At 35.4% G+C, this 21,151-nt stretch carries 13 protein-coding genes; 11 read left to right on the top strand and 2 right to left on the bottom strand.

The window, feature by feature from the left end:
• The first annotated feature begins 10 nt into the window (after nt 1-10).
• The gene (locus V7Z48_RS01055) at nt 11-526 is read left to right on the top strand and encodes an IS1096 element passenger TnpR family protein (protein WP_334111530.1); all 516 of its coding nucleotides are present in this window, start codon (nt 11-13) and stop codon (nt 524-526) included.
• A gap of 54 nt (nt 527-580) precedes the next feature.
• On the opposite strand, the gene V7Z48_RS01050 is transcribed toward V7Z48_RS01055, so the two are convergent.
• Nucleotides 581-1,648: a hypothetical protein gene (locus V7Z48_RS01050; RefSeq protein ID WP_334111614.1), complete on the bottom strand. Its 1,068-nt coding sequence runs from the start codon at nt 1,646-1,648 to the stop codon at nt 581-583.
• 124 nt (nt 1,649-1,772) lie between these two features.
• Between V7Z48_RS01050 and V7Z48_RS01045 the strand changes: the two genes are divergently transcribed.
• The 7 genes from V7Z48_RS01045 (at nt 1,773) to uvrB (ending at nt 18,436) form a co-directional block, all read left to right on the top strand.
• Complete coding sequence (locus V7Z48_RS01045) at nt 1,773-2,675, top strand: ABC transporter ATP-binding protein (RefSeq protein WP_334111529.1); 903 nt, start codon at nt 1,773-1,775, stop codon at nt 2,673-2,675.
• A gap of 13 nt (nt 2,676-2,688) precedes the next feature.
• Nucleotides 2,689-3,513: an ABC transporter permease gene (locus V7Z48_RS01040; RefSeq protein WP_334111528.1), complete on the top strand. Its 825-nt coding sequence runs from the start codon at nt 2,689-2,691 to the stop codon at nt 3,511-3,513.
• A gap of 27 nt (nt 3,514-3,540) precedes the next feature.
• Nucleotides 3,541-6,936, top strand: a complete 3,396-nt coding sequence (locus V7Z48_RS01035; protein ID WP_334111527.1) for a T9SS type B sorting domain-containing protein — start codon at nt 3,541-3,543, stop codon at nt 6,934-6,936.
• Nucleotides 6,937-6,974: 38 nt separating this feature from the next.
• A complete protein-coding gene (locus V7Z48_RS01030) occupies nt 6,975-8,762 on the top strand; it encodes a gliding motility-associated C-terminal domain-containing protein (RefSeq protein WP_334111526.1) in 1,788 nt (595 codons plus the stop codon).
• 341 nt (nt 8,763-9,103) lie between these two features.
• Nucleotides 9,104-13,930 carry a T9SS type B sorting domain-containing protein gene (locus tag V7Z48_RS01025; RefSeq protein ID WP_334111525.1) on the top strand — a complete coding sequence of 1,609 codons (4,827 nt, stop codon included), beginning with the start codon at nt 9,104-9,106 and terminating at the stop codon, nt 13,928-13,930.
• A gap of 96 nt (nt 13,931-14,026) precedes the next feature.
• Nucleotides 14,027-16,357 carry a T9SS type B sorting domain-containing protein gene (locus V7Z48_RS01020; protein ID WP_334111524.1) on the top strand — a complete coding sequence of 777 codons (2,331 nt, stop codon included), beginning with the start codon at nt 14,027-14,029 and terminating at the stop codon, nt 16,355-16,357.
• 72 nt (nt 16,358-16,429) lie between these two features.
• Nucleotides 16,430-18,436 (top strand): excinuclease ABC subunit UvrB, encoded by a 2,007-nt coding sequence (uvrB, locus tag V7Z48_RS01015; RefSeq protein ID WP_334111523.1) that lies wholly within the window; start codon nt 16,430-16,432, stop codon nt 18,434-18,436.
• Nucleotides 18,437-18,456: 20 nt separating this feature from the next.
• On the opposite strand, the gene V7Z48_RS01010 is transcribed toward uvrB, so the two are convergent.
• On the bottom strand, nt 18,457-18,858 hold the full coding sequence (locus V7Z48_RS01010) for a TerB family tellurite resistance protein (protein ID WP_334111522.1): 402 nt from the start codon (nt 18,856-18,858) through the stop codon (nt 18,457-18,459).
• A gap of 175 nt (nt 18,859-19,033) precedes the next feature.
• Here V7Z48_RS01010 and V7Z48_RS01005 point away from each other — a divergent pair, with 175 nt between their 5' ends.
• The 3 genes from V7Z48_RS01005 (at nt 19,034) to V7Z48_RS00995 (ending at nt 20,868) form a co-directional block, all read left to right on the top strand.
• A complete protein-coding gene (locus V7Z48_RS01005; protein ID WP_334111521.1) occupies nt 19,034-19,810 on the top strand; it encodes an alpha/beta hydrolase in 777 nt (258 codons plus the stop codon).
• A gap of 32 nt (nt 19,811-19,842) precedes the next feature.
• Nucleotides 19,843-20,079, top strand: a complete 237-nt coding sequence (locus V7Z48_RS01000) for a DUF1456 family protein (RefSeq protein ID WP_334111520.1) — start codon at nt 19,843-19,845, stop codon at nt 20,077-20,079.
• 87 nt (nt 20,080-20,166) lie between these two features.
• Nucleotides 20,167-20,868: a phosphoadenylyl-sulfate reductase gene (locus tag V7Z48_RS00995; RefSeq protein ID WP_334111519.1), complete on the top strand. Its 702-nt coding sequence runs from the start codon at nt 20,167-20,169 to the stop codon at nt 20,866-20,868.
• The last annotated feature ends 283 nt before the right edge of the window (nt 20,869-21,151 follow it).

Raw genomic sequence — 21,151 nt, 5'->3', positions numbered from 1 at the left:
TTAAACTAACATGATTTACAGATTTAGAGTGGTATTAGATAACGATACCGATGAAGACGTATTTAGAGATATCGAAATAAGAGAAACGGATTCTCTTGAGGATTTACACAATTGTATTGCCCAAAGTTTCGGCTTTGATGGCTTGGAAATGGCATCATTTTTTTTAAGTGACGATGCGTGGAATCAAGGCGAAGAAATACCTATGTTAGATTTAGGTGACGATGCCGCCGAACGAACCATGAGTTCCACAATCATCAAAGAAATAATTCACGAAGTACAAACCAAACTCATTTATGTTTACGATTTTTTAAGTATGTGGACATTTTATGTTGAATTGGCCGAAATAGTTGAAGAAGCCAAAGGAACAGATTACCCTAATCTGATGTTTGTACACGGACAATTACCCGACACAGCGCCTGAAAAAAAATTTGAGGCTGAAAATCTAGAAGATTTTAATGATGAATTTGAGGATGGTTTAGATATAGACGATTATGATAGTTTAGACTTCGACGAACACTGGAATTAAAAGAATTCTATTTTTTGACTTTTAAAGCTGTTTCCCGCAATCCAATGGGGATATTTACTTCGTTTTCAACGCTTGTATATTTACACTTTCATAGTTACGCGTTAAATACTCTAAGGCTCTTTTCAATATGTCGCCCATTGTTTTACAGCGCATAAATTTTTGATCTAAGGTGTAATCGAAAATACTTTTCTTAAGTGATTCAATATGTCCATCATAAGAAATACTATCGTTGGTCATACAGTTTAGCAGTTTATCTATTCTACCTTGAAAGCTTTTAAGTCGTTTCACTAAAATAGAGCGTTCTTCAATTTTATATTGGTCAACTGAAAACTTTTTAAAGCTTTCCTGCACTAATTCAACCATTTTAAAATTTTCTTTAAAAAATTGTGGTCTATAAATGTTAAACTTGCCTTCAAAGGATTGCTGATCAAAATCAATGGCCCGAATTTTATAAACCACATGGTCAAAATCATGGGTTGGAACAATTACATAATTATAAGAACGCATATCGCCCAAAAGACGAATCATACACCGTTCGTTGAATTTTACAAACTCCTTCGCAATTTGAGATTTTTCCGATTTAGTGCATTTTGGCAGATAGTTTTTTATAAAATCATCACCTGGAATGCCAGCAATATGTTCTTCAATAAGCGTATCCTTATAGACCAAAAAATTTAAATTATAAGGCGACAGCATATGTTCTAATTCTAAACCATAAATACGAGACGCATCGGCCCTTTTTACATAAAAATAGGTGAAGTTATCGTTTAAAATATTACGAATTTTTATTCTGAAAGGTTTTGAATTTCCAAAAGTACAGTAATCAACCGCATCTACATTTAGAAACGGAATGGTAGTATCGTTTCCATCGGAATGCAAAATTGTATAAACTTTCTTTAACGATAAATCAATTTCCTGGCGTTCATGTTCATCGAAATATACCCGTATCCATAGCGTGTCCACATCATTTCTATCATAAACTGTAACTGAACCTTGAAATCGCAGCAAATCATCGTAAAATATTGGTATTTTAATATTTCTGTTATACCGCGACAGATACCCATGTAACTTATCGGTAATGGGATAAGATGGTTTTTTTTTCGAAATTTTTAAATCTTGCATAACATTATTCTTACTCAAATTTAAGGTTTTTATTGCTATCCTTGTAACAATATCTGTTTAGCTTCGTCATATTAAATAATTAACCAAAACACTACTGAAGTGTTATAATTAAACTGACTTCATTTTGGAAACCATTCTAACCATCAATAATTTAACAAAAAATTTTGGCAAAATAACCGCGGTAAAAGACTTAAGTTTTACCATTAATAAAGGCAATGTTTACGGCATTCTCGGCCCGAATGGCAGCGGCAAATCTACAACACTCGGTATTGTTTTAAATGTTGTAAATAAAACTTCTGGAGATTTCAGTTGGTTTAACGGCACTGTTTCAACCCATAATGCATTAAAAAAAGTTGGCGCAATTATAGAACGACCTAATTTTTATCCGTACATGACGGCTGCTGAAAACTTAAAATTGGTTTGTAAAATAAAAGGTGTCAATCCAGATGAAATCAACAAAAAACTAGAAATCGTCGGGCTTTTAGACAGAAAACACAGTAAATTTCAAACTTTTTCCTTGGGTATGAAACAGCGATTAGCGATTGCTTCTGCCCTATTAAACAATCCCGAAATTTTAATTTTAGATGAACCAACAAACGGATTAGATCCGCAGGGTATTCACCAAATTCGACAAATTATAAAAGATATTGCTGCCAATGGAACTACCATTTTGTTAGCGTCGCATTTATTAGATGAAGTTGAAAAAGTTTGCAGCCATGTGGTAGTATTGCGTCATGGTGTAAAATTATACTCAGGTCGTGTTGATGAAATGATAAGCAGTCATGGGTTTTTTGAACTGAAATGTACGGAACAAGATAAAATGATTTCGATTTTAAAACACGACGAAAACTTCAATAAAATTAAAGTTGAGAACGAACTTGTTACGGTATTTTTAAACGCACCAATAGAAGCTTCAACCTTTAACAAAATGATGTTTGATAAAGGCATTACACTTTCGCATTTGATAAAACGAAAAGAAAGTCTTGAAGAACAATTTTTACAACTTACCGACAACCAAGCTAACTAATTTAGGCTACATTATGATTCGTTTATTGCAATTAGAATTACAGAAACTTTTATTGAGCCGTATTAATAAAGTGCTGATCTTTATATCGTTTATTTTACCACTATTTATTTTACTATTATCATCGTTTAAAATTAATTTCTTCGGATTGTTTATTATTGAATTAGGCGAACTCGGTGTTTTCAATTTTCCGATGATTTGGCATATCACAACTTTTTTTGCATCTCAATTCAAGTTTTTCTTTGCTATTGTGGTTGTGAGTATGATTGGAAACGAGTACAGCAATCGCACCTTAAAACAGAATCTTATTGACGGTTTGAGTAAAAAAGAATTTATTCTTTCTAAGTTCTATACGATTGTATTTTTCTCGTTGGTATCTACGGTAATTATATTTATTTTATCGCTTTGCATTGGATTGTATTATTCCAGTTACAACGAAATTGGTATTATTTTTAGAGACACCGCATATATTCTAGCCTATTTTGTGAAGCTTGTTGGCTTTTTTAGCTTGTGTTTATTCTTTGGGATGCTCGTGAAACGATCGGCATTTGCCTTGGCCTTTTTATTTATTCTTTACATTCTTGAATGGATTACCTTCGGAATTATCGCCTGGAAATCCGACATGAGTTTTGCCGAAAAAATTCAAAATTTCTTCCCACTTAAATCTATGTATAAACTTATAGACCAACCATTTCAACGTATAGCCATGACTAAGTTTCCTGATAAAACCGAGATGGCATATGACTTTGCCGTGCACTGGTATGAAATTATTATTGTTTTAGGTTGGACTGCCGTTTTTGTGTTTTTGTCTTACAGATTATTAAAAAAGCGAGATTTATAATATCTTTGGTAGCTGTTGCTACAGCGAATGAAAAAGATATTATTTACCATTATTTTATTAGTGGGCCTTACAAGTTTAGCCCAAAACGAAGCCTCTAATTGGTATTTTGGCCAACGTGCTGGTTTAAGATTTAACCAAGCCACCGACCAAGTTACTGCACTAACCAATGGCCAGCTAAGTACACTTGAAGGCTGTACATCTATATCCGATACCGCAGGTAATTTACTTTTTTACTCCGATGGCCGCACTGTATGGAACAGAAACCACCAACGTATGCCCAATGCAAACGAAGCCGTCGGAACAGGTTTGTTTGGTGATGAATCTAGCACATCTTCGGGCTTAATTGTACCAAAACCACAGGATGCCAATTTCTTTTATTTATTTACTGTTGATGAGCCACACCATTTTAATACAGCCGCATTTCCAAATCAATCAGCCGGTGATGGTGTGAATAACGGGTTGCGATATTCCTTAGTTGATATGTCATTACAAGGTGGTTTGGGTGATGTGGTACCTTCTGAAAAAAACGTAGCGCTTATAACCTACGACCCAAATGTTCCTATTCAAGTCGATTATAAATGTTCAGAAAAAATAACTGCGGTTAAAGCAGATGATTGCACCTCTTTTTGGGTATTATCACATTTTGGGTCCAATTTTTACGCCTTTAAAATTGATGAAAATGGCGTTACTACAGATCCAGTAATTTCAACCGTAACACCTTTTGTTCCTTTTGCTGGTTACCGCCGAAATGCATTGGGCTATTTAAAAGCGTCGCCGGACGGCACAAAACTTGGAGTTGCACATTATGGTTTTTCCACCCAAACTGGTGTAGATGGTCCAGGTGGTGTTTATCTCTATGATTTTGATAACGATACAGGAATTGTTTCTAATCCGTTAGAAGTTTATTCTCCGCAAAACAATAACAGTCCGTACGGTGTTGAATTTTCATCTGAAAACCGAAAGTTATACGCCACCGTTGGCTTGGGCATTGACGGAAATGGCGCAAGTCAAGTAATTCAATGGGATTTAGAAGCTGCCAATATTCCAGCAAGCGCTCAAATAATTCACACATCAAACTCTATGAGTGCAGGTGCCTTGCAATTAGGTATCAACAAGAAAATTTACCGTGCTCAATTAAGTTTTACGGGCAACAATGCCGTTGCGCGGTATTTAGGTGTCATCAATAATCCCGAAGCAAATGGCAACGCAGCTGGATATAATGAACAAGGTGTACTTTTAGACGTGAATGGTACAGGCCAAAATCTAAGTAGAATTGGTTTACCTCCATTTATTCAGTCGCTTTTCAACTCTCAAATAGATATTATTAGAAATGGTATTAGCACCACCGAACTTTTACTGTGCGATGGCAGCGTTTTTACTTTACAAGCTGATGATTTGCCTGGTGCAGATTACACATGGTTTAAAGACGATGTTGAGATCCCTGATGAGATAAGTGCAACGCTTACCGTTGATACGTCTGGTTTTTACGAAGTATTTATTGAGCCAAATAATGGCGAATGTCCTATTGAAGGTGAAGCGGTGGTTAATATTTCTGAAGTGCCAACTATTGCCAACCAACCATCTGATGTAAACGTTTGCAGCAGTACGGAAACGGCAAACTTTAACTTAAGAACCAAAGATGCTGAAATTTTGGGACCTTTAGATTCAAGCATTTATGAGGTTTTGTACTTTACCGACTTGCAATCCGCCATCGATAATATAAATCCGTTAATGACGGATTTTTCCAATACCGTGAACCCACAAGAAATTTTTGTAAGAGTTCAAAATATCAATAATCCCGATTGTTATGACACCACAAGTTTTAATTTTGAAGTGTTTATCACACCAACAATCCAAGGCGAAACGACTGTAGAAATTTGTGACAATCTAAACGACCCTACTGACGGTTTTGCAGTCTTCAATTTGAATGCATTCAATTCAAATTTATTAGGTACTCAAAGCGAAGCAACTTACGCGGTTAGTTACCACCTTAACCAAACAGATGCCGATGCCAATGTGAATTCAATCAATTCCAACTTCAACAATACAACAGCTTTTAACCAAACTATTTTTGTTCGAATTACCAATAATAATAACTCAGAATGTTTTATTACTGCACCATTTAATCTGGTAATAAATCCAGCTCCCGAAGCCATAAATGCCACCATATTTCAATGCGACGAAGATGGAATTCCCGATGGTTTTACCCTTTTTAATATCAACGAAATATTTAATGATATAACCAATAATGAAAGCAACCGTACTGTAGATTATTTTTTATCTATTTCCGATGCTGAAAATAACACAAACGCCATTAATGGTGACGCTTTTTATAATTTTGAAAATCCACAACTAGTTTATGCTTTAGTTACAGACACGCAAACCAGTTGCACCAATATTGCAGAGGTCTCATTAGAAGTAAGTGCAACTTCGGCTAACGACGCACAATTAACTGCCTGTGATGATGATGGTGAAGAAGATGGCTTCTACACCTTTACTTTATCCGATGCTAATGAACAAGTTTTATCAGGATTGCCAGCTGGTTTGGATATTGCCTATTTTGAAACCTTAGATGATGCACTTTTAGAACAAAATCAACTCCCTAATAATTACACCAACAGTACTGCTTTTAATCACACAATTTTTGTGCGCGTTGAAAACGACAATGCCTGTTTTGGTATTAACGAAGTTACCTTAAGTGTCTTCAGATTACCACAAATTGAAACCGAGTTTGAAACGCTTTACTGCTTAAATTTCTTCCCAGAAACCATTACTTTAGATGGCGGTGTGCTTAACGAGCTTCCTAACAATTTCTTTTACAATTGGTCTACTGGCGCAACAACTATGCAAATTCAAGTGAATGAACCTGGTACTTATACTGTGCGCGTTACCAACACCAACGGTTGTTTCAAAGACCGAACTATTACCGTTATGGCCTCAAATATCGCAACGATTGAAAATTTTGAAGTCACCGATTTAACCCAAGACAATAGTATCACCGTTTTAGTAAGTGGTGAAGGCGATTACGAATTTTCCATAGATAATTCGAATGGTCTATACCAAGACAGTAACACCTTTAATAATTTACAACCTGGCATTTATACCATTTTTGTACGCGATAAAAATAATTGTGGTATTGTGGATGAAATGGTTTCTGTAATCGGTTTTCCAAAATATTTCACCCCAAATAACGACGGTTACAATGATTTTTGGCAAATAAAAGGCGTAAGCAGAAACTTTCAGCCCAACACCATTATTTATATTTTTGACCGCTATGGTAAATTATTAGCCGAATTAGACCCACTTGGTTCGGGTTGGGACGGTACTTTTAATGGCAAAGTAATGCCTACTAACGATTACTGGTTTTCAGTTACTTTAGAAGATGGACGCAAGGCTAAAGGGCATTTTACGTTGAAACGATAAATTAATTTTTGTAACTTCGAGTGCACAATAAGCCTACCATGAAGAAGTACCTCTTCAATGTTTCAATGCTCTTTATAGTTTTGAATTTTAATTCATTCTATGCTCAGGACGTAAGTCTTTTCCAACAATTTAACGGACGCTTTGATTACACCGCCATTGGCAATACTATGAATACGTCGGAAAATGGGCCTTTTTCGGTTTGTGAAATTTTAACCTCATCTTCAGCAAATTTAAACCTCAACGAGAATCAAACAGTAATTGCTGCCTATCTGTATTGGGCTGGTTCAGGCGAAGGTGATTTTGAAGTGAATTTAAACGATAGTACCATTTCAGCTGAGCGCACATTTAGTAATAGCCTCGACGCCAATCGCATATTTTTCGCTGCCTTTGCTGATGTCACCAATTTAATCCTAGAACAAGGAAACGGAATCTACACCTTATCAGAATTAGACTTAACTGAAGTAATTGCTCCGTACTGTCCCACCGGTACAAATTTCGCAGGTTGGGCCATAATTATTGTTTTTGAAGATGATAATTTACCATTGAATCAAGTGAATGTATATGACGGACTTCAAAGTGTACCAACAAGCTTAAATATTACTTTAGCAAACTTAAATGTATTAGATAACGAAGGTGCAAAAATAGGCTTCCTTGCTTGGGAAGGCGATGCAGCAATAGCTGTAAATGAAACTTTGAGTATTAACGGAATTCCGATTAGCAATCCACCCTTAAATCCTGTAAACAACGCTTTTAACAGCACCAATAGTTTTACGAATTCCACCGAATTATGGAATATGGATATTGATTTCTACAATATTCAAAACCTAATTAATATTGGCGATACTTCGGCAACTATTCAACTCACTTCGGGTCAGGATTTTGTCATGATAAATAACGTTATAACTGTACTGAACAGCCAGTTACCCGACGCCACCATTCAACTTATTGAGTATGATGTAGAATGTAATAGTTTTGAAATTGAACTTGTTTACGAAGTCTTTAACTCAAACAGCACGGATATTTTACCAGCCAATACGCCAATTGCATTTTATGCCAATAACACTTTAGTCGGTCAAAGTTCAACGCAGAATAATTTGAATATTGACAGTTCTGAAACCGCATCCATCATCCTTCAAATTCCTGAGAATCTTGCTCCTGAATTTGTACTTACAATTGCCGTTGATGATAATGGATCCGGTGAAGGTATTGTTACCGAACTTAACGAAGAAAATAATGCATTTACTATTAATATCGAATTGTTGCTGCCGCCTGACATTGTTTCTTTGCCAGAAATTACCGCTTGTAATGAAGGATTTGAAATTGCAACCTTCAATTTATTTGATTTAATTGAAACATTGCCAGATCAGAATGACGAAAACTATAGCTTTTTTGAAACGCTTGAAGATTTAAATAGTAACGTAAATATCATTAGCAATCCTACCCAATATAATAACAATACTAATCCACAACCCATTTACATAAAACAAATAACTGACGCATGTTTTGAAGTTTTCCAGTCCGAATTACAGATTGAAAACTGCCCACCTAGAATACCCGAAGGATTTTCACCTAATAATGATGGGTTAAACGATTGGTTTAATATACAAGGTTTATATAATGTTTTTATCAACCACGAATTGCTTATTTATAACCGGTATGGAACTTTAATATTTTTGGGAGACAATTCAGCGCCTTGGGACGGCATTCCGAACCGAGGTATAAATGGAATTGGAAATTTGGTACCAACGGGCAGCTATTACTACATCCTAAAACTAAATGATCCAGACTTTAGAAACCCGTCAGGTTGGGTGACTATTAGTTATTGATATTAGTTTTCATTTTTATTTAATCATCCGCGCTAAAACAGGATAGCTTTTCATTTGATTCTGAATCAGATTTCAATTGAACGTACCCAACTTCTAGTTACTTTTAATTTAAATAATTAATATTCAATATGGAGGCCTATATAAACGGATAAACACTGATTATAAGCGTAGAAAACTATACCCATAATTTCGTCATGAGAATTAAATGTTAAAATAATATGTATTTTATCGATGTTATTTGCTTTTTATCTAATTAAGGCCTACTTTCGTTGTGATTTTGAATAGAAGCCTTGTTTTATTGCCTCAAAGCTTTTTGCTATTTAATATATAACTGAAACTTAATGAAATTTAATCATCGCTCCCTCACCCTTTTACTGTGCTGTATCAGCATAATTTGTGGTGCGCAACAAATTGCGATTAATGATAATTTCACTGTTGAAGAATTAATTCAAAATCAGTTGATCTCAGGATGTGTTGAAGTTTCAAACATTTCGTCACCCATAAATGGTAGCCTTGATGGTTTTAATAGCTTCGGCTATTTTGAACGTGCAGGTTCTAATTTTCCTTTTCAAAATGGGATAGTACTTGCTACTGGCAATGTGTTATCTGGAGGAAATACTCAAAATACACAAATTTTAAACGAGGGAACTCCAGCTTGGGGAACCGATCTGGATTTAGAACAAACACTTGGAATTACGGGAACCCTAAACGCGACTTCCATAGAGTTTGAATTTATTTCAACCGCCAATCAAATATCGTTTAATTACATTTTAGCTTCGGAAGAATATTTTGCAAATTTTCCTTGTGATTATGCCGATGGCTTTGCTTTCTTGATTAGGTTAGCTGGAACAAATGATCCTTACACCAATATTGCATTAGTTCCAAACACAAACATTCCCGTAAATACCAGTACAATACACGATGAAATTGTAGGTTTTTGTCCAGAAGAAAACAGCCAGTTTTTTGAAGGATATAATTTAGGTCACACCAATTATAACGGAAGAACTACGATATTAACCGCTTCGGCAAGCATAACGCCCAACGTTGCCTACCAAATTAAATTAGTAATTGCCGATCAAGATGACGAAAATTATGATTCTGCCGTATTTATAGAAGGGAATAGTTTTAACTCAACCGTCGATTTGGGTGAAGATTTTTCAACCTGTGCGGATACTGTTCAACTTAACGGGGATATTCAGAATCCAGCTGCAACCTATAGCTGGTTCTTTAACGATGTACTTATTACTGGAGCAAATCAAGCAAATTTGAACATTATTGAATCAGGAAACTATCGGGTTGAAATTGAAATTCCATTTGCCAATTCTGTTTGTTTCATTGAGGATGCTATAAACGTAACCTTAAGTAGCACCCAAACAGCGACTTCTATTTCGGATTTTGAAATTTGCGATGATTCGAGTGGTGATGGTATAGAAATTTTCGATTTAACTATTAAAGATACAGAAGTTTTGGCATCGGTGCCTTCGTCTAATTACCAAATATCTTATCATTTAACTAGCGATGATGCTGAAAACGATATAAATCAAATTAATAACCCAATTCAAAACTCGACCAATCCGCAATCTATTTTTGTAAGAATTGAAGATATAGATTCTGGTTGTCTGGCATTTACCTCATTTAATCTAGTAGTAAACGCCTTACCAAATATAAGTTCACCAACCGATTTATTAGTTTGTGACGATGCCAATGCTGACGGCGTAACGCAAATAGATTTAACGCAAAAGGACGAAGAAATAACAAACAACCAGCCCATTCTAGTGGTTAGTTATCACAATACTCAAACTGATGCTGAAACAGGAAGCAACGCAATCGCAATGCCTTATGTGAACACGTCTATGAACGAACAGGTATTTGTGCGCGTCGTTAATTCAGCCACTGGTTGTATGAGCACGACTACGCTCAATATTTCGGTACTGCCTAATCCTGTTGTTAATTCGGCAAATTTATATATTGACGCTTGCGATCCTGATCATGACGGATTTGCCAACTTTAACTTAAATGACATTACCGACGAAGTTTTACAAGGCCTCACCAATGTAAACGTATCTTTTTATGAGACCTTTGAAGACGCATTTGTAGGCGAAAACCGCATCTCAAATCCATCCAACTACGAAAATACTGTTATCGATGAACAGGAACTTTACATTCGTGTTGAAGACAATGATACGAGCTGTGCAACAATCGTATCTTTTGAAATTCATACAAACTTACTCTTAACAGGAACTCTAATTAGAGATTTTTCGAGATGCGATATTGATAATGATGGTGTAGAGAATTTTAGTTTCAATAACATAGCTAATGTTATTATAAATGATATACCTGATGTAACTGTAACATTCTATTTAACTCAAGAAGACCGAGACAATCGAATAAACCCAATAAATGGAAATATTCCATTTACCCCAACCCAAAACCCACAAACAATTTTTATAGAACTTAGCAGTCCCACTTGTACGGAATATGACAGCATACAGTTAATTATTGTACCGATTATAGAATTTGAATCAATCGGTACGGTAGATTATTGTGATACAGACCAAGATGGTTTCACTTCTATTGAATTATCAAGCTTTAATGCGCTCATCACAGATGGCCAAACTGGTTTCAGCGTGTTTTATTTTGCAACGGAGGAAGATGCCAATAATAACACGAATCAACTTCCTAACTTTTACACCAATATTTCAAATCCGCAAACACTTTACACGAGAATTCGATTTAACCAAACTGGATGTGCCGCTATTAATGAATTTACAGTAAACATCTTGCCAGCGCCGTTAACCAATCAACCAGCAGACATAATAATTTGTGACGATGATTTTGATGGAATTTCAATCGTAAATTTGAACAATACCATTACCGAATTGGTTATCAGTACCAACGAACGCGATATCACGTTTCATAATAATTTGCAAGATGCGGAGTCCAATTCAAATCCCATAGCCAATCCAGAAAGTTTTCAAACCAGCTCAACTACTGTATTTTCTAGAGTTGAAAACAGTGTTACAGGATGTTTTTCTACTGAACCAATAAGAATCATTATAAATACTTTACCGCAATTCACTACCATAAGTAATTATAGAATTTGCGAGGATAACAGTGATGGATTTGGCGATTTCTTTTTTAATTCAAAGGACAATGAAATTCTAAATGGTCAATCTGGAAAAAGGGTGTTGTATTTCACAAATCAAAACGATGCTGACAATAGAGCCAATATAATAGATAAAACCATTGCCTATCAAAACATCACCAATCCTCAAACGATTTTTGTTCGTGTAGAAAATCTGACAGACATCGATTGTTATGGAACTTCAAATTTCACCATTGAAGTCGGCACCAATCCAGAATTTAACGAACCAACAGATTGGTTTGTTTGCGACGATGCATCTAATGATGGTCGTGAAAATTTCGATTTAAATCTTAAGGTTTCCGAAATAGCTGAAGGTATAAACGACAACCTAAACATTACATTTCACCTTAATCAATTTGATGCGGTCAATAATCAAAATGCTGTTAATAATCAATTCAGCAACACTGTAAATCCCCAACAACTTTTTGCACGCATTGACAACGGTACAATTTGCGTTTCGATCACAACTTTTACGATCAATGTAATTCAGGCACCAGAAGTTAACCAGGCTGATCCTTTGGTTAGCTGTGATAACGATTATGATGGAATCGTACAATTTGATTTGACTGATGCTGCAAATGACATTCTTGACGTGCGCCAAGATAACATTGAAACAGCGTATTTTGAAAATTTGGCTGATTTAGAGGCCGACCTTAACCCTATTTCTGACCCTAGAAATTATACTAATTTAAGCAATCCACAAATAGTTTATTTTAAGGTAACCAATACCATCTCTAATTGTTATTTAGCAATCCCGATTGAACTAGAAGTTAATCTACCACCAATTATAAACACATTTGAAGTTTATGACATCTGCGACAATGTTGACCAAACCTTTAATGTAAATGACATAAACGATGTAATAATAAACAACACAAATAATGTAGAAATGTCTTATTTCACATCGCTTAATGATGCGGAAAATCAAACTAACGCCATTCAAAATAATTACATGTATCAAACGGCGAACGATATACTTTATGCTAGAGTTCAACATTCAATAACGCAGTGTTTTATAATTTATCCGTTTGAATTAAACGTCAATCCATTACCGATTGCCAACCAACCTGAAGATCTAGAATCTTGCGATGATGATTATGACGGTTTCTTGTTTTTTGATTTGTCACAACAAACTCAAACCATTTTGGGAAGTCAAAACCCCAATAATTTCTCAGTTACTTATTATCTAAATAATACGGATGCAGAAAATTCAAATAACAATTTAAATAACAATTTCGAAGCCCGAGATATGGATGTTATTTTCGCACGGGTTGAAAACACCAGTACAGGTTGTTTTGAAATCACGCAGTTCACGATTATTATCAACCCTTTACCAGTGGTTGAAATTCCAAATCAAGTTATATGTCTTGAAATTGGTATGGTTACTGTAAGCGCGAATACCAACAATCCAGATGATAGTTATGTTTGGTCTACAGGCGAAACAACTCCTGAAATTGATATTTCGGAGATTGGTGACTACGCTGTAACCGTTACTAGTATTTTTGGTTGCGAGACCACGGTCGCATTCAACGTTATAGAGTCTCAGCCGGCAAACATTGAAGTTGTTGAAATTATTGACTTTTCCGATCCCAACAATATTACTATAACCGTAACAGGTATTGGCAATTACGCCTATGCCTTAGATAGTGGCGCGCCTCAAGAATCTAACGTTTTTGAGAATGTTACTTTAGGATATCACACCATCACCATCATAGATTTAAATGGTTGCTCGGCTGTGGATCGTGAAGTGGTCGTTATTGACGCCCCAAAATTTTTTACTCCAAATAACGACGGATATTTTGACACATGGCATATATCAGGCGTTGAAACCCTACCTGGCACCATCGTTAATATATTTGATCGTTACGGCAAACTGCTAAAAACCTTAAATTCTAGTTCTTCGGGCTGGGATGGCAATTATAACGGACAGCGCATGCCAACGAACGATTACTGGTTTGTGGCAGATGTTGTAAGAGGCAATATTCAATTTCAAGTAAAAGGACATTTTGCGTTAAAGCGATAAAATCAACTGCGTAATTTCTGTTTCCGTCTTTAACATTTATTTCAGCATTCAAATAACTTGCTAATTGTATCTTTGCAAACGGGTTTAGGTTACAATATGAAGCAAATTCTTTTCTATTTTTTTTGTTGGTTTTCTATTCTTGGTTGGAGCCAAAATATATCTGTTGAAAGTCAGACATATACACCACAGCAACTGATTGAGGATATCTTGATTGACAGCAATTGCATAACTAATGTACAGGTTGTAAATGTTATCGGCGGCAATTTTTCTGATGGTGATACGAGTTTTGGCTATTTTGAAGGAAATGGCTCCAATTTTCCTTTTGAACGTGGAATTGTATTATCAACTGGAAGACTTTCCAATGTTCCTGGACCAAATGATAATCTAAGTGATGATGATGCACCCGGCTGGGTTGGCGATGACGAGTTAGAGTTTTATCTGGGATTAGACAATACTCATAACGCTACGATTATTGAATTTGAGTTTTCAGCAGTCGCTTCCCAAATAAGCTTTAAATATTTATTTGCTTCGGAAGAATATCAGGAAAATAATCCCAACACTTGTATTTTTTCGGATTTGTTTGCCTTTCTAATTCGACCCATTAACGACCAACTTTACACGAATATAGCGGTTGTCCCAGGGACCGATATACCTATCAAAGTCACAAACGTATTACCCGAAATTCCCAATGGCTGTCCAGCACAAAACGAATTTTATTTCGACCAATTCAACGATGTAAATGCACCCATTAATTTTAACGGACAAACAAAAGTTTTAACAGCAACCGCCGATGTGATTCCTAACGAAACGTATCGAGTTAAACTTGTTATCGCAGATCATATTAACTACCGCTTTGACTCAGCTGTGTTCTTTGAAGCTGGTAGTTTTCAATTGTCAACGGATTTAGGATTAAATCGATTACTTTCAACAGGAAATGCACTTTGTGGAATCGAAACATTCACCATAAACGCAACAGAACCTGGAACAAATCAATACCAATGGTTTAAGGACGGTGTTGAATTAGAAGGCGAAACCAATGCTATTCTAACTATTGATGAACCCGGAACTTATAATGTCGAAATTTTATTGGATAATAATTGTGAGTCTTTCGGAGAAATAATTGTTGAATACGACGCAATTCCTGAGGTGTTTGATACAGTATTAACCGAATGCGATTTTAATCAAGACGGAATAACCATTTATAATTTATTCAACGCCCAAACCGAAATTACCAATGACAATCAAAATCTAGTGATTTCGAATTTCTTTCTTTCTGAAAATGATGCTGAGCTAAATACCAACCCAATAAATACTCCATTTGAATTTGAAAACACCAGTCCGTTTCAAAATGTATTTGCAAGAGTATTTAGTCAATCTGGCTGTTTTAATATTGCACAAGTACAACTTCAAATCAATAATAATGCTATAACTATTCCAGAGGTAACTGCTTGTGATAGTAATAACCTTGAAGGTTTCACTACTTTCAATCTTACCAGCGTGAGAAACTCCATCTCAAATCAAATTCCCGAAGATGCCACCTTAACATTTCATGAAACGGCCGTGGATGCTCAAACTAGAAGGAATGCTATTTCTCTAAATTATCAAAATATTGAAGCATATAATCAAACTATCTATGTAAACATTCGTTCAAACAATCAGTGTTTTAGTGTTTCAAGTTTAAATTTAAGAGTGTTGCCGCCACCTCAACTTGCTAATGATGAGACTGTGATTTATTGCTTGAATTCATTCCCCGAAACCATCACACTTTTTGGAGGTGTGATTAACGACATTCCAAATAATTATTATTACGAATGGTCTTTTAATGGTACACTTACAGATGTAACTACTACCTTCAATAATATCAACGCTGTCGGAACATACACCGTTTTTGTGACCAATACTAATGGATGTAGTAATTCCAGAACAATTACCGTATTGCCTTCCGACGTCGCATTCATAGACAGTATTAATATTTCTCAGGCAACGGATAACAATACAGTTACCGTAGAGGTTTCAGGCGATGGAGATTATGAATTTGCTTTAGATAGCAGCAATGGATTTTATCAGGATAGCCATGTTTTCAACAATGTGAGTCCTGGATTTCATGATGTTTTTGTGCGTGATAAAAACGGCTGTGGTATTGTTGAACAAAGAATTGCCGTCTTAGGATTTCCTAAATTTTTCACTCCAAACAACGATGGTTTTCATGATTTTTGGCAGGTATATGGTGTGGATTCAGAATTTAATACTGGTATAGATATAAAAATATTTGACCGTTATGGAAAATTAATTAAACAAATGACGGACATCAATAACGCTTGGGATGGAAGTCTTAACGGCAAACCCATGCCTACTAATGATTATTGGTATTTGGCAACATTAACAGATGGCACAACTTATCGTGGCCATTTCACTTTAAAAAGATAAGGTTTCAAGAAATAACGCGTTTTAATTAAATAGTCATTTTTTTAAAGTTCGAAACTGAACTAAATTTGCATTATGCGATTTAAAATTAAATCAGAATTTAGCCCTACAGGCGATCAGCCACAAGCGATCAACAAATTAGCGCAAGCTATTGCTGGCGGCGAACGTTATCAAACATTATTGGGCGTCACTGGTTCTGGTAAAACCTTTACTGTCGCAAATGTTATTGAAAAAGTACAACGCCCTACTTTAGTCTTAGCTCACAATAAAACCTTGGCCGCGCAATTGTATTCAGAGTTCAAACAATTTTTTCCTGAAAATGCAGTAGAATATTTCGTTTCATACTACGATTATTATCAACCCGAAGCTTATATACCAACTTCTGGAGTTTACATTGAAAAAGATTTATCCATCAATGAAGAAATCGAAAAATTAAGACTTAGCACTACGTCGTCACTTCTTTCAGGAAGAAGAGATGTTATTGTAATAGCTTCTGTCTCCTGTTTATACGGTATTGGAAATCCTGTGGAATTTCAAAAAAACGTCATCACTCTAGAACGTGATCAAGTTATTTCGAGAACCAAATTATTACATCGTTTGGTTCAAAGTTTGTACTCACGGACTGAAGCTCAATTTAATAATGGCAATTTCAGAATAAAAGGTGACACTGTTGATGTGTTTCCTGGTTATGCTGATAATGCTTTCAGAATACATTTTTTTGGCGATGAAATTGAAGAAATTGAAGCCTTTGACGTGCAAACCAATGAAATCATTGAATCGTACGACAGGCTGAATATTTATCCAGCCAATATGTTTGTGACCTCGCCCGATGTGTTGCAAAATGCAATTGTAGAAATTCAAGATGATTTAGTAAAACAGCACGATTATTTTAAAGACATTGGCAAACATCTAGAAGCCAAACGACTTAAAGAGCGTACCGAATTTGACTTAGAAATGATTCGGGAGTTAGGCTATTGCTCAGGCATTGAAAACTATTCGCGATACCTCGATGGACGATCACCTGGCACACGTCCGTTTTGCCTCTTGGATTATTTTCCAGAAGACTATTTAATGGTGGTAGACGAAAGCCATGTTACCATTTCACAAGTTCACGCCATGTACGGCGGAGACAGAAGTAGAAAAGAAAACCTTGTAGAGTATGGTTTTAGATTGCCAGCTGCCATGGATAACAGACCTCTTAAATTTGAAGAATTTGAGGCTCTTCAAAATCAGGTTATTTATGTTAGTGCGACACCAGCAGATTACGAATTGCAAAAAACAGATGGCGTTTTTGTAGAACAAGTTATTAGACCCACTGGACTTTTAGATCCAGTGATTGAGGTGCGTCCTAGCCTTAATCAAATTGATGATTTAATTGAAGAAATTCAACAAAGAGTTGAAAAAGACGAACGCACACTTGTAACAACACTTACCAAAAGAATGGCTGAGGAATTGGTGAAATATCTCACCCGAGTGGCTATACGATGTCGCTATATTCACAGCGATGTTGATACCTTAGAACGTGTTGAAATAATGCAAGACTTGCGTAAAGGAATATTTGATGTGCTTGTTGGTGTTAATTTACTTCGTGAAGGTTTGGATTTGCCAGAAGTTTCATTGGTCGCTATTCTCGATGCTGATAAAGAAGGATTTTTAAGATCTAACCGTTCATTAACCCAAACCGTTGGGCGTGCGGCGCGACACCTTAACGGAAAAGCCATTATGTATGCTGATAAAATAACCAATAGCATGCAAAAAACTATAAACGAAACCAACTACCGACGAGACAAGCAAATTGCCTATAATCTTGCAAATAATATCACGCCAACAGCGCTTAATAAAAGTTTAGATAGTTCCTTGGCTAGAAATTCGGTAAGCACCTATTATTATCAGCAAGAAGCTAGTAAAGCGGCTGAACCAGAATCTAAATATCTTACTAAAAGTGAGTTAGAAAAAGCTATAAGAGATAAACGAAAACAAATGGAACAGGCAGCAAAAGCACTTGATTTTATGGAAGCAGCGCGGTTTAGAGATGAAATTACAGCCTATCAAGATAAGCTAGAAAAACTTAAGATAGCCTGATTTTAAAATTATTATCGAAATTAATTATATTGTAATTTAAAGATATCAATCAAAAAATCTGCAGGAACAATTTTATTAGGAAAACTTTCCATAAGATCTAACACTCGATTTATAGACTCATGACTTAATCCCATACGCAACCCAAAGTTGTGTAATTTCACCAACTCCTTAGGTGTGATTTCCTTATTTAAATTCATCAATAGCACCAATCTATGAAATTGAACAATGCGTTCGCTATGCGATTTTAAATGCATATAGGTCACAGGATGTTCAAACAAATAGTCAAAATCTTCTTGCGAAACTTCGAGTTGCTTTGCAACGCCCAAAAGAAATCTATATTCAATAGATTTAATGGATTCATCTAATCTTGCGAATGCAATCATCTCCGAAAGCAAACTCAATTTTTCTAGTCTATTTATCATAACTGGAGGAATCGTTATTTATGGTTACTAAATTAGCTAGAATAGATAAATTGTTGTCGTCGAATAATTGTAACTTGTCGAAAACTTTTAAGTATTTAGTCGATTTAATTAAACTTTCATCTCAAGCATAATGGGAAAAACAAGCGTTTTTTGTCATATTTTCTTACTTTTCGTTTTGCTCATAGGACTCATTTCTTATTCGCAAAGTACTGCATCACAACAGATTGAAATATTCCGTATACAAGCACCTCAACTTGACAGCGATAAGCAAATCTGGGTATATAAACCTATAAATTATCAAAATTCTAGAAACGCTTATAAAGTCATCTATATGCACGATGCTCAGAACTTATTTGACCGTGAAACTTCGTTCGCCGGTGAATGGAAAATTGATGAAATTCTAGATAGTATTTATAACCAACAAACCATAATCGTAGGTATAGAACATGGCAACGAAAAACGACTTGATGAACTCACGCCTTTTCATCATGAAAAATATGGTGGAGGAAAAGGTGATATATATCTTGAATTTATTGTGAAAACTTTAAAACCTTATATTGATAAGAATTATAGAACCATTTCCGCACCCGAACACACCAGCATTATGGGATCATCCTTAGGTGGTTTATTGTCATTTTATGCAGTTTTAAAATATCCTGATGTGTTTGGAAATGCCGGTATATTTTCGCCATCTTTTTGGTATACCGACGATATATACAGTTTTGCACAGGCCTCCGAAATACCAAAAACTCAAAAATTCTATTTTGTGATTGGAACTGAAGAAAGTGAAACAGCCGTTGCTGAACAACAAAAAATGGTAGATTTGCTTTTAAACAAAGGAGTTAACGAAAACCAAATTCGAAATAAAATTGTAAATGGTGGCAAACACAATGAAGACTTTTGGAATAAAGAATTTCTAGAGGCCTATCTTTGGTTAGTAGAAAAAAAATAAAAAGACAAAAATTAATACCTAACCTATTTAGCATGACAAATAACGATATTTTCAAAAAACTAAGAGTCGCCCTTAAACTTCGCGATGATGAAATAGTCAAAATTTTAGAATTGGTAGATTTTAGGATTTCTAAGAGCGAACTTGGTGCTTTCTTTAGAAACGAAGACCATCCTAAATATATGGAATGTGGAGATCAAGTGCTACGGAATTTTCTTAACGGATTAATCATACATTTACGAGGACCGATGCCAAAAAATGAGAAAAAGTAGGCTTATATTACCATATTCATAAAAATTAATTGTCACTTCTTTTATTTGACAAACATGTTTAAATTGCCGCTTATATATTGAACTTTTATGTTTGAAACCGATAAAAAATTAAAAAACAATGATGTACTTTCATCCAATGAAATTACTTCACTAAACCATAAGTACAGAAAACTGACAGCTACCCAACGCATCAATGAACTTTACAAAGATTTCAATCAAGACGATGTGATGCTCACAAGTTCATTTGCAGCCACCTCGGCTTTTCTATTAAAGTTAGTGTCAGATGTTAACTCGAGTCAAACTGTCTTCTTCATTGACACAGGCTACCACTTTGATGATACCTTAGCATACAAAGAGCAATTGAGTACTCAGTATGGTTTAAATGTTAAATCTATTAGTGCTTTAAAAGAAGAACATGATTTCACAACTAAAGACCAAACCTGGTTAAAAAACCCAGATTTTTGTTGTTCTATAAATAAGGTAAAACCCTTGGATGCCATAAAGAAAAATTACAAAGTCTGGATGTCTGGTCTAATGAAATGGCAAAGTGACCACAGAGCAACGCTCGATATTTTTGAAGAACGCAACGGCATTTTAAAATTTTATCCGCTGCTTGATATCAGTAAACAAACACGTGATGCTTTTATTAAAGAACATAATTTACCATTTCATCCGTTAGTGGCTAAAGGTTATAATTCTATTGGTTGTAAACACTGCACCGTTCCTGGTGATGATAGAAATGGTAGATGGAACAACCACCCAAAGACAGAATGTGGATTGCATTTGTAAAAATTAAGCAGAAATATAAATGGCAATTACTAAAACGAATGAATTCTCAGTCTATTTAATTGTATTTTTTGAATGAAGGGATTACTTCGTGATCCTGAAGATGGATCGTTGCTCGCCAAAATCCTTTAAAGCTGCGCTTTTTGGTATTTTTTGTTTTAAAAACCATTTGAGCAAGCTCATGGTTTTTAAAACACAAAATCCCCTTCACTACGTGAAAAGGATTTTGGCGGTCGGGGTGGCAGGATTCGAACCTGCGACCTCCTGCTCCCAAAGCAGGCGCGAT

Source organism: Paucihalobacter sp. (assembly GCF_036825875.1).
In the GTDB taxonomy this organism is placed as follows: Bacteria; Bacteroidota; Bacteroidia; order Flavobacteriales; family Flavobacteriaceae; genus Paucihalobacter.
This window is presented reverse-complemented; position numbering and strand designations above follow the sequence as displayed.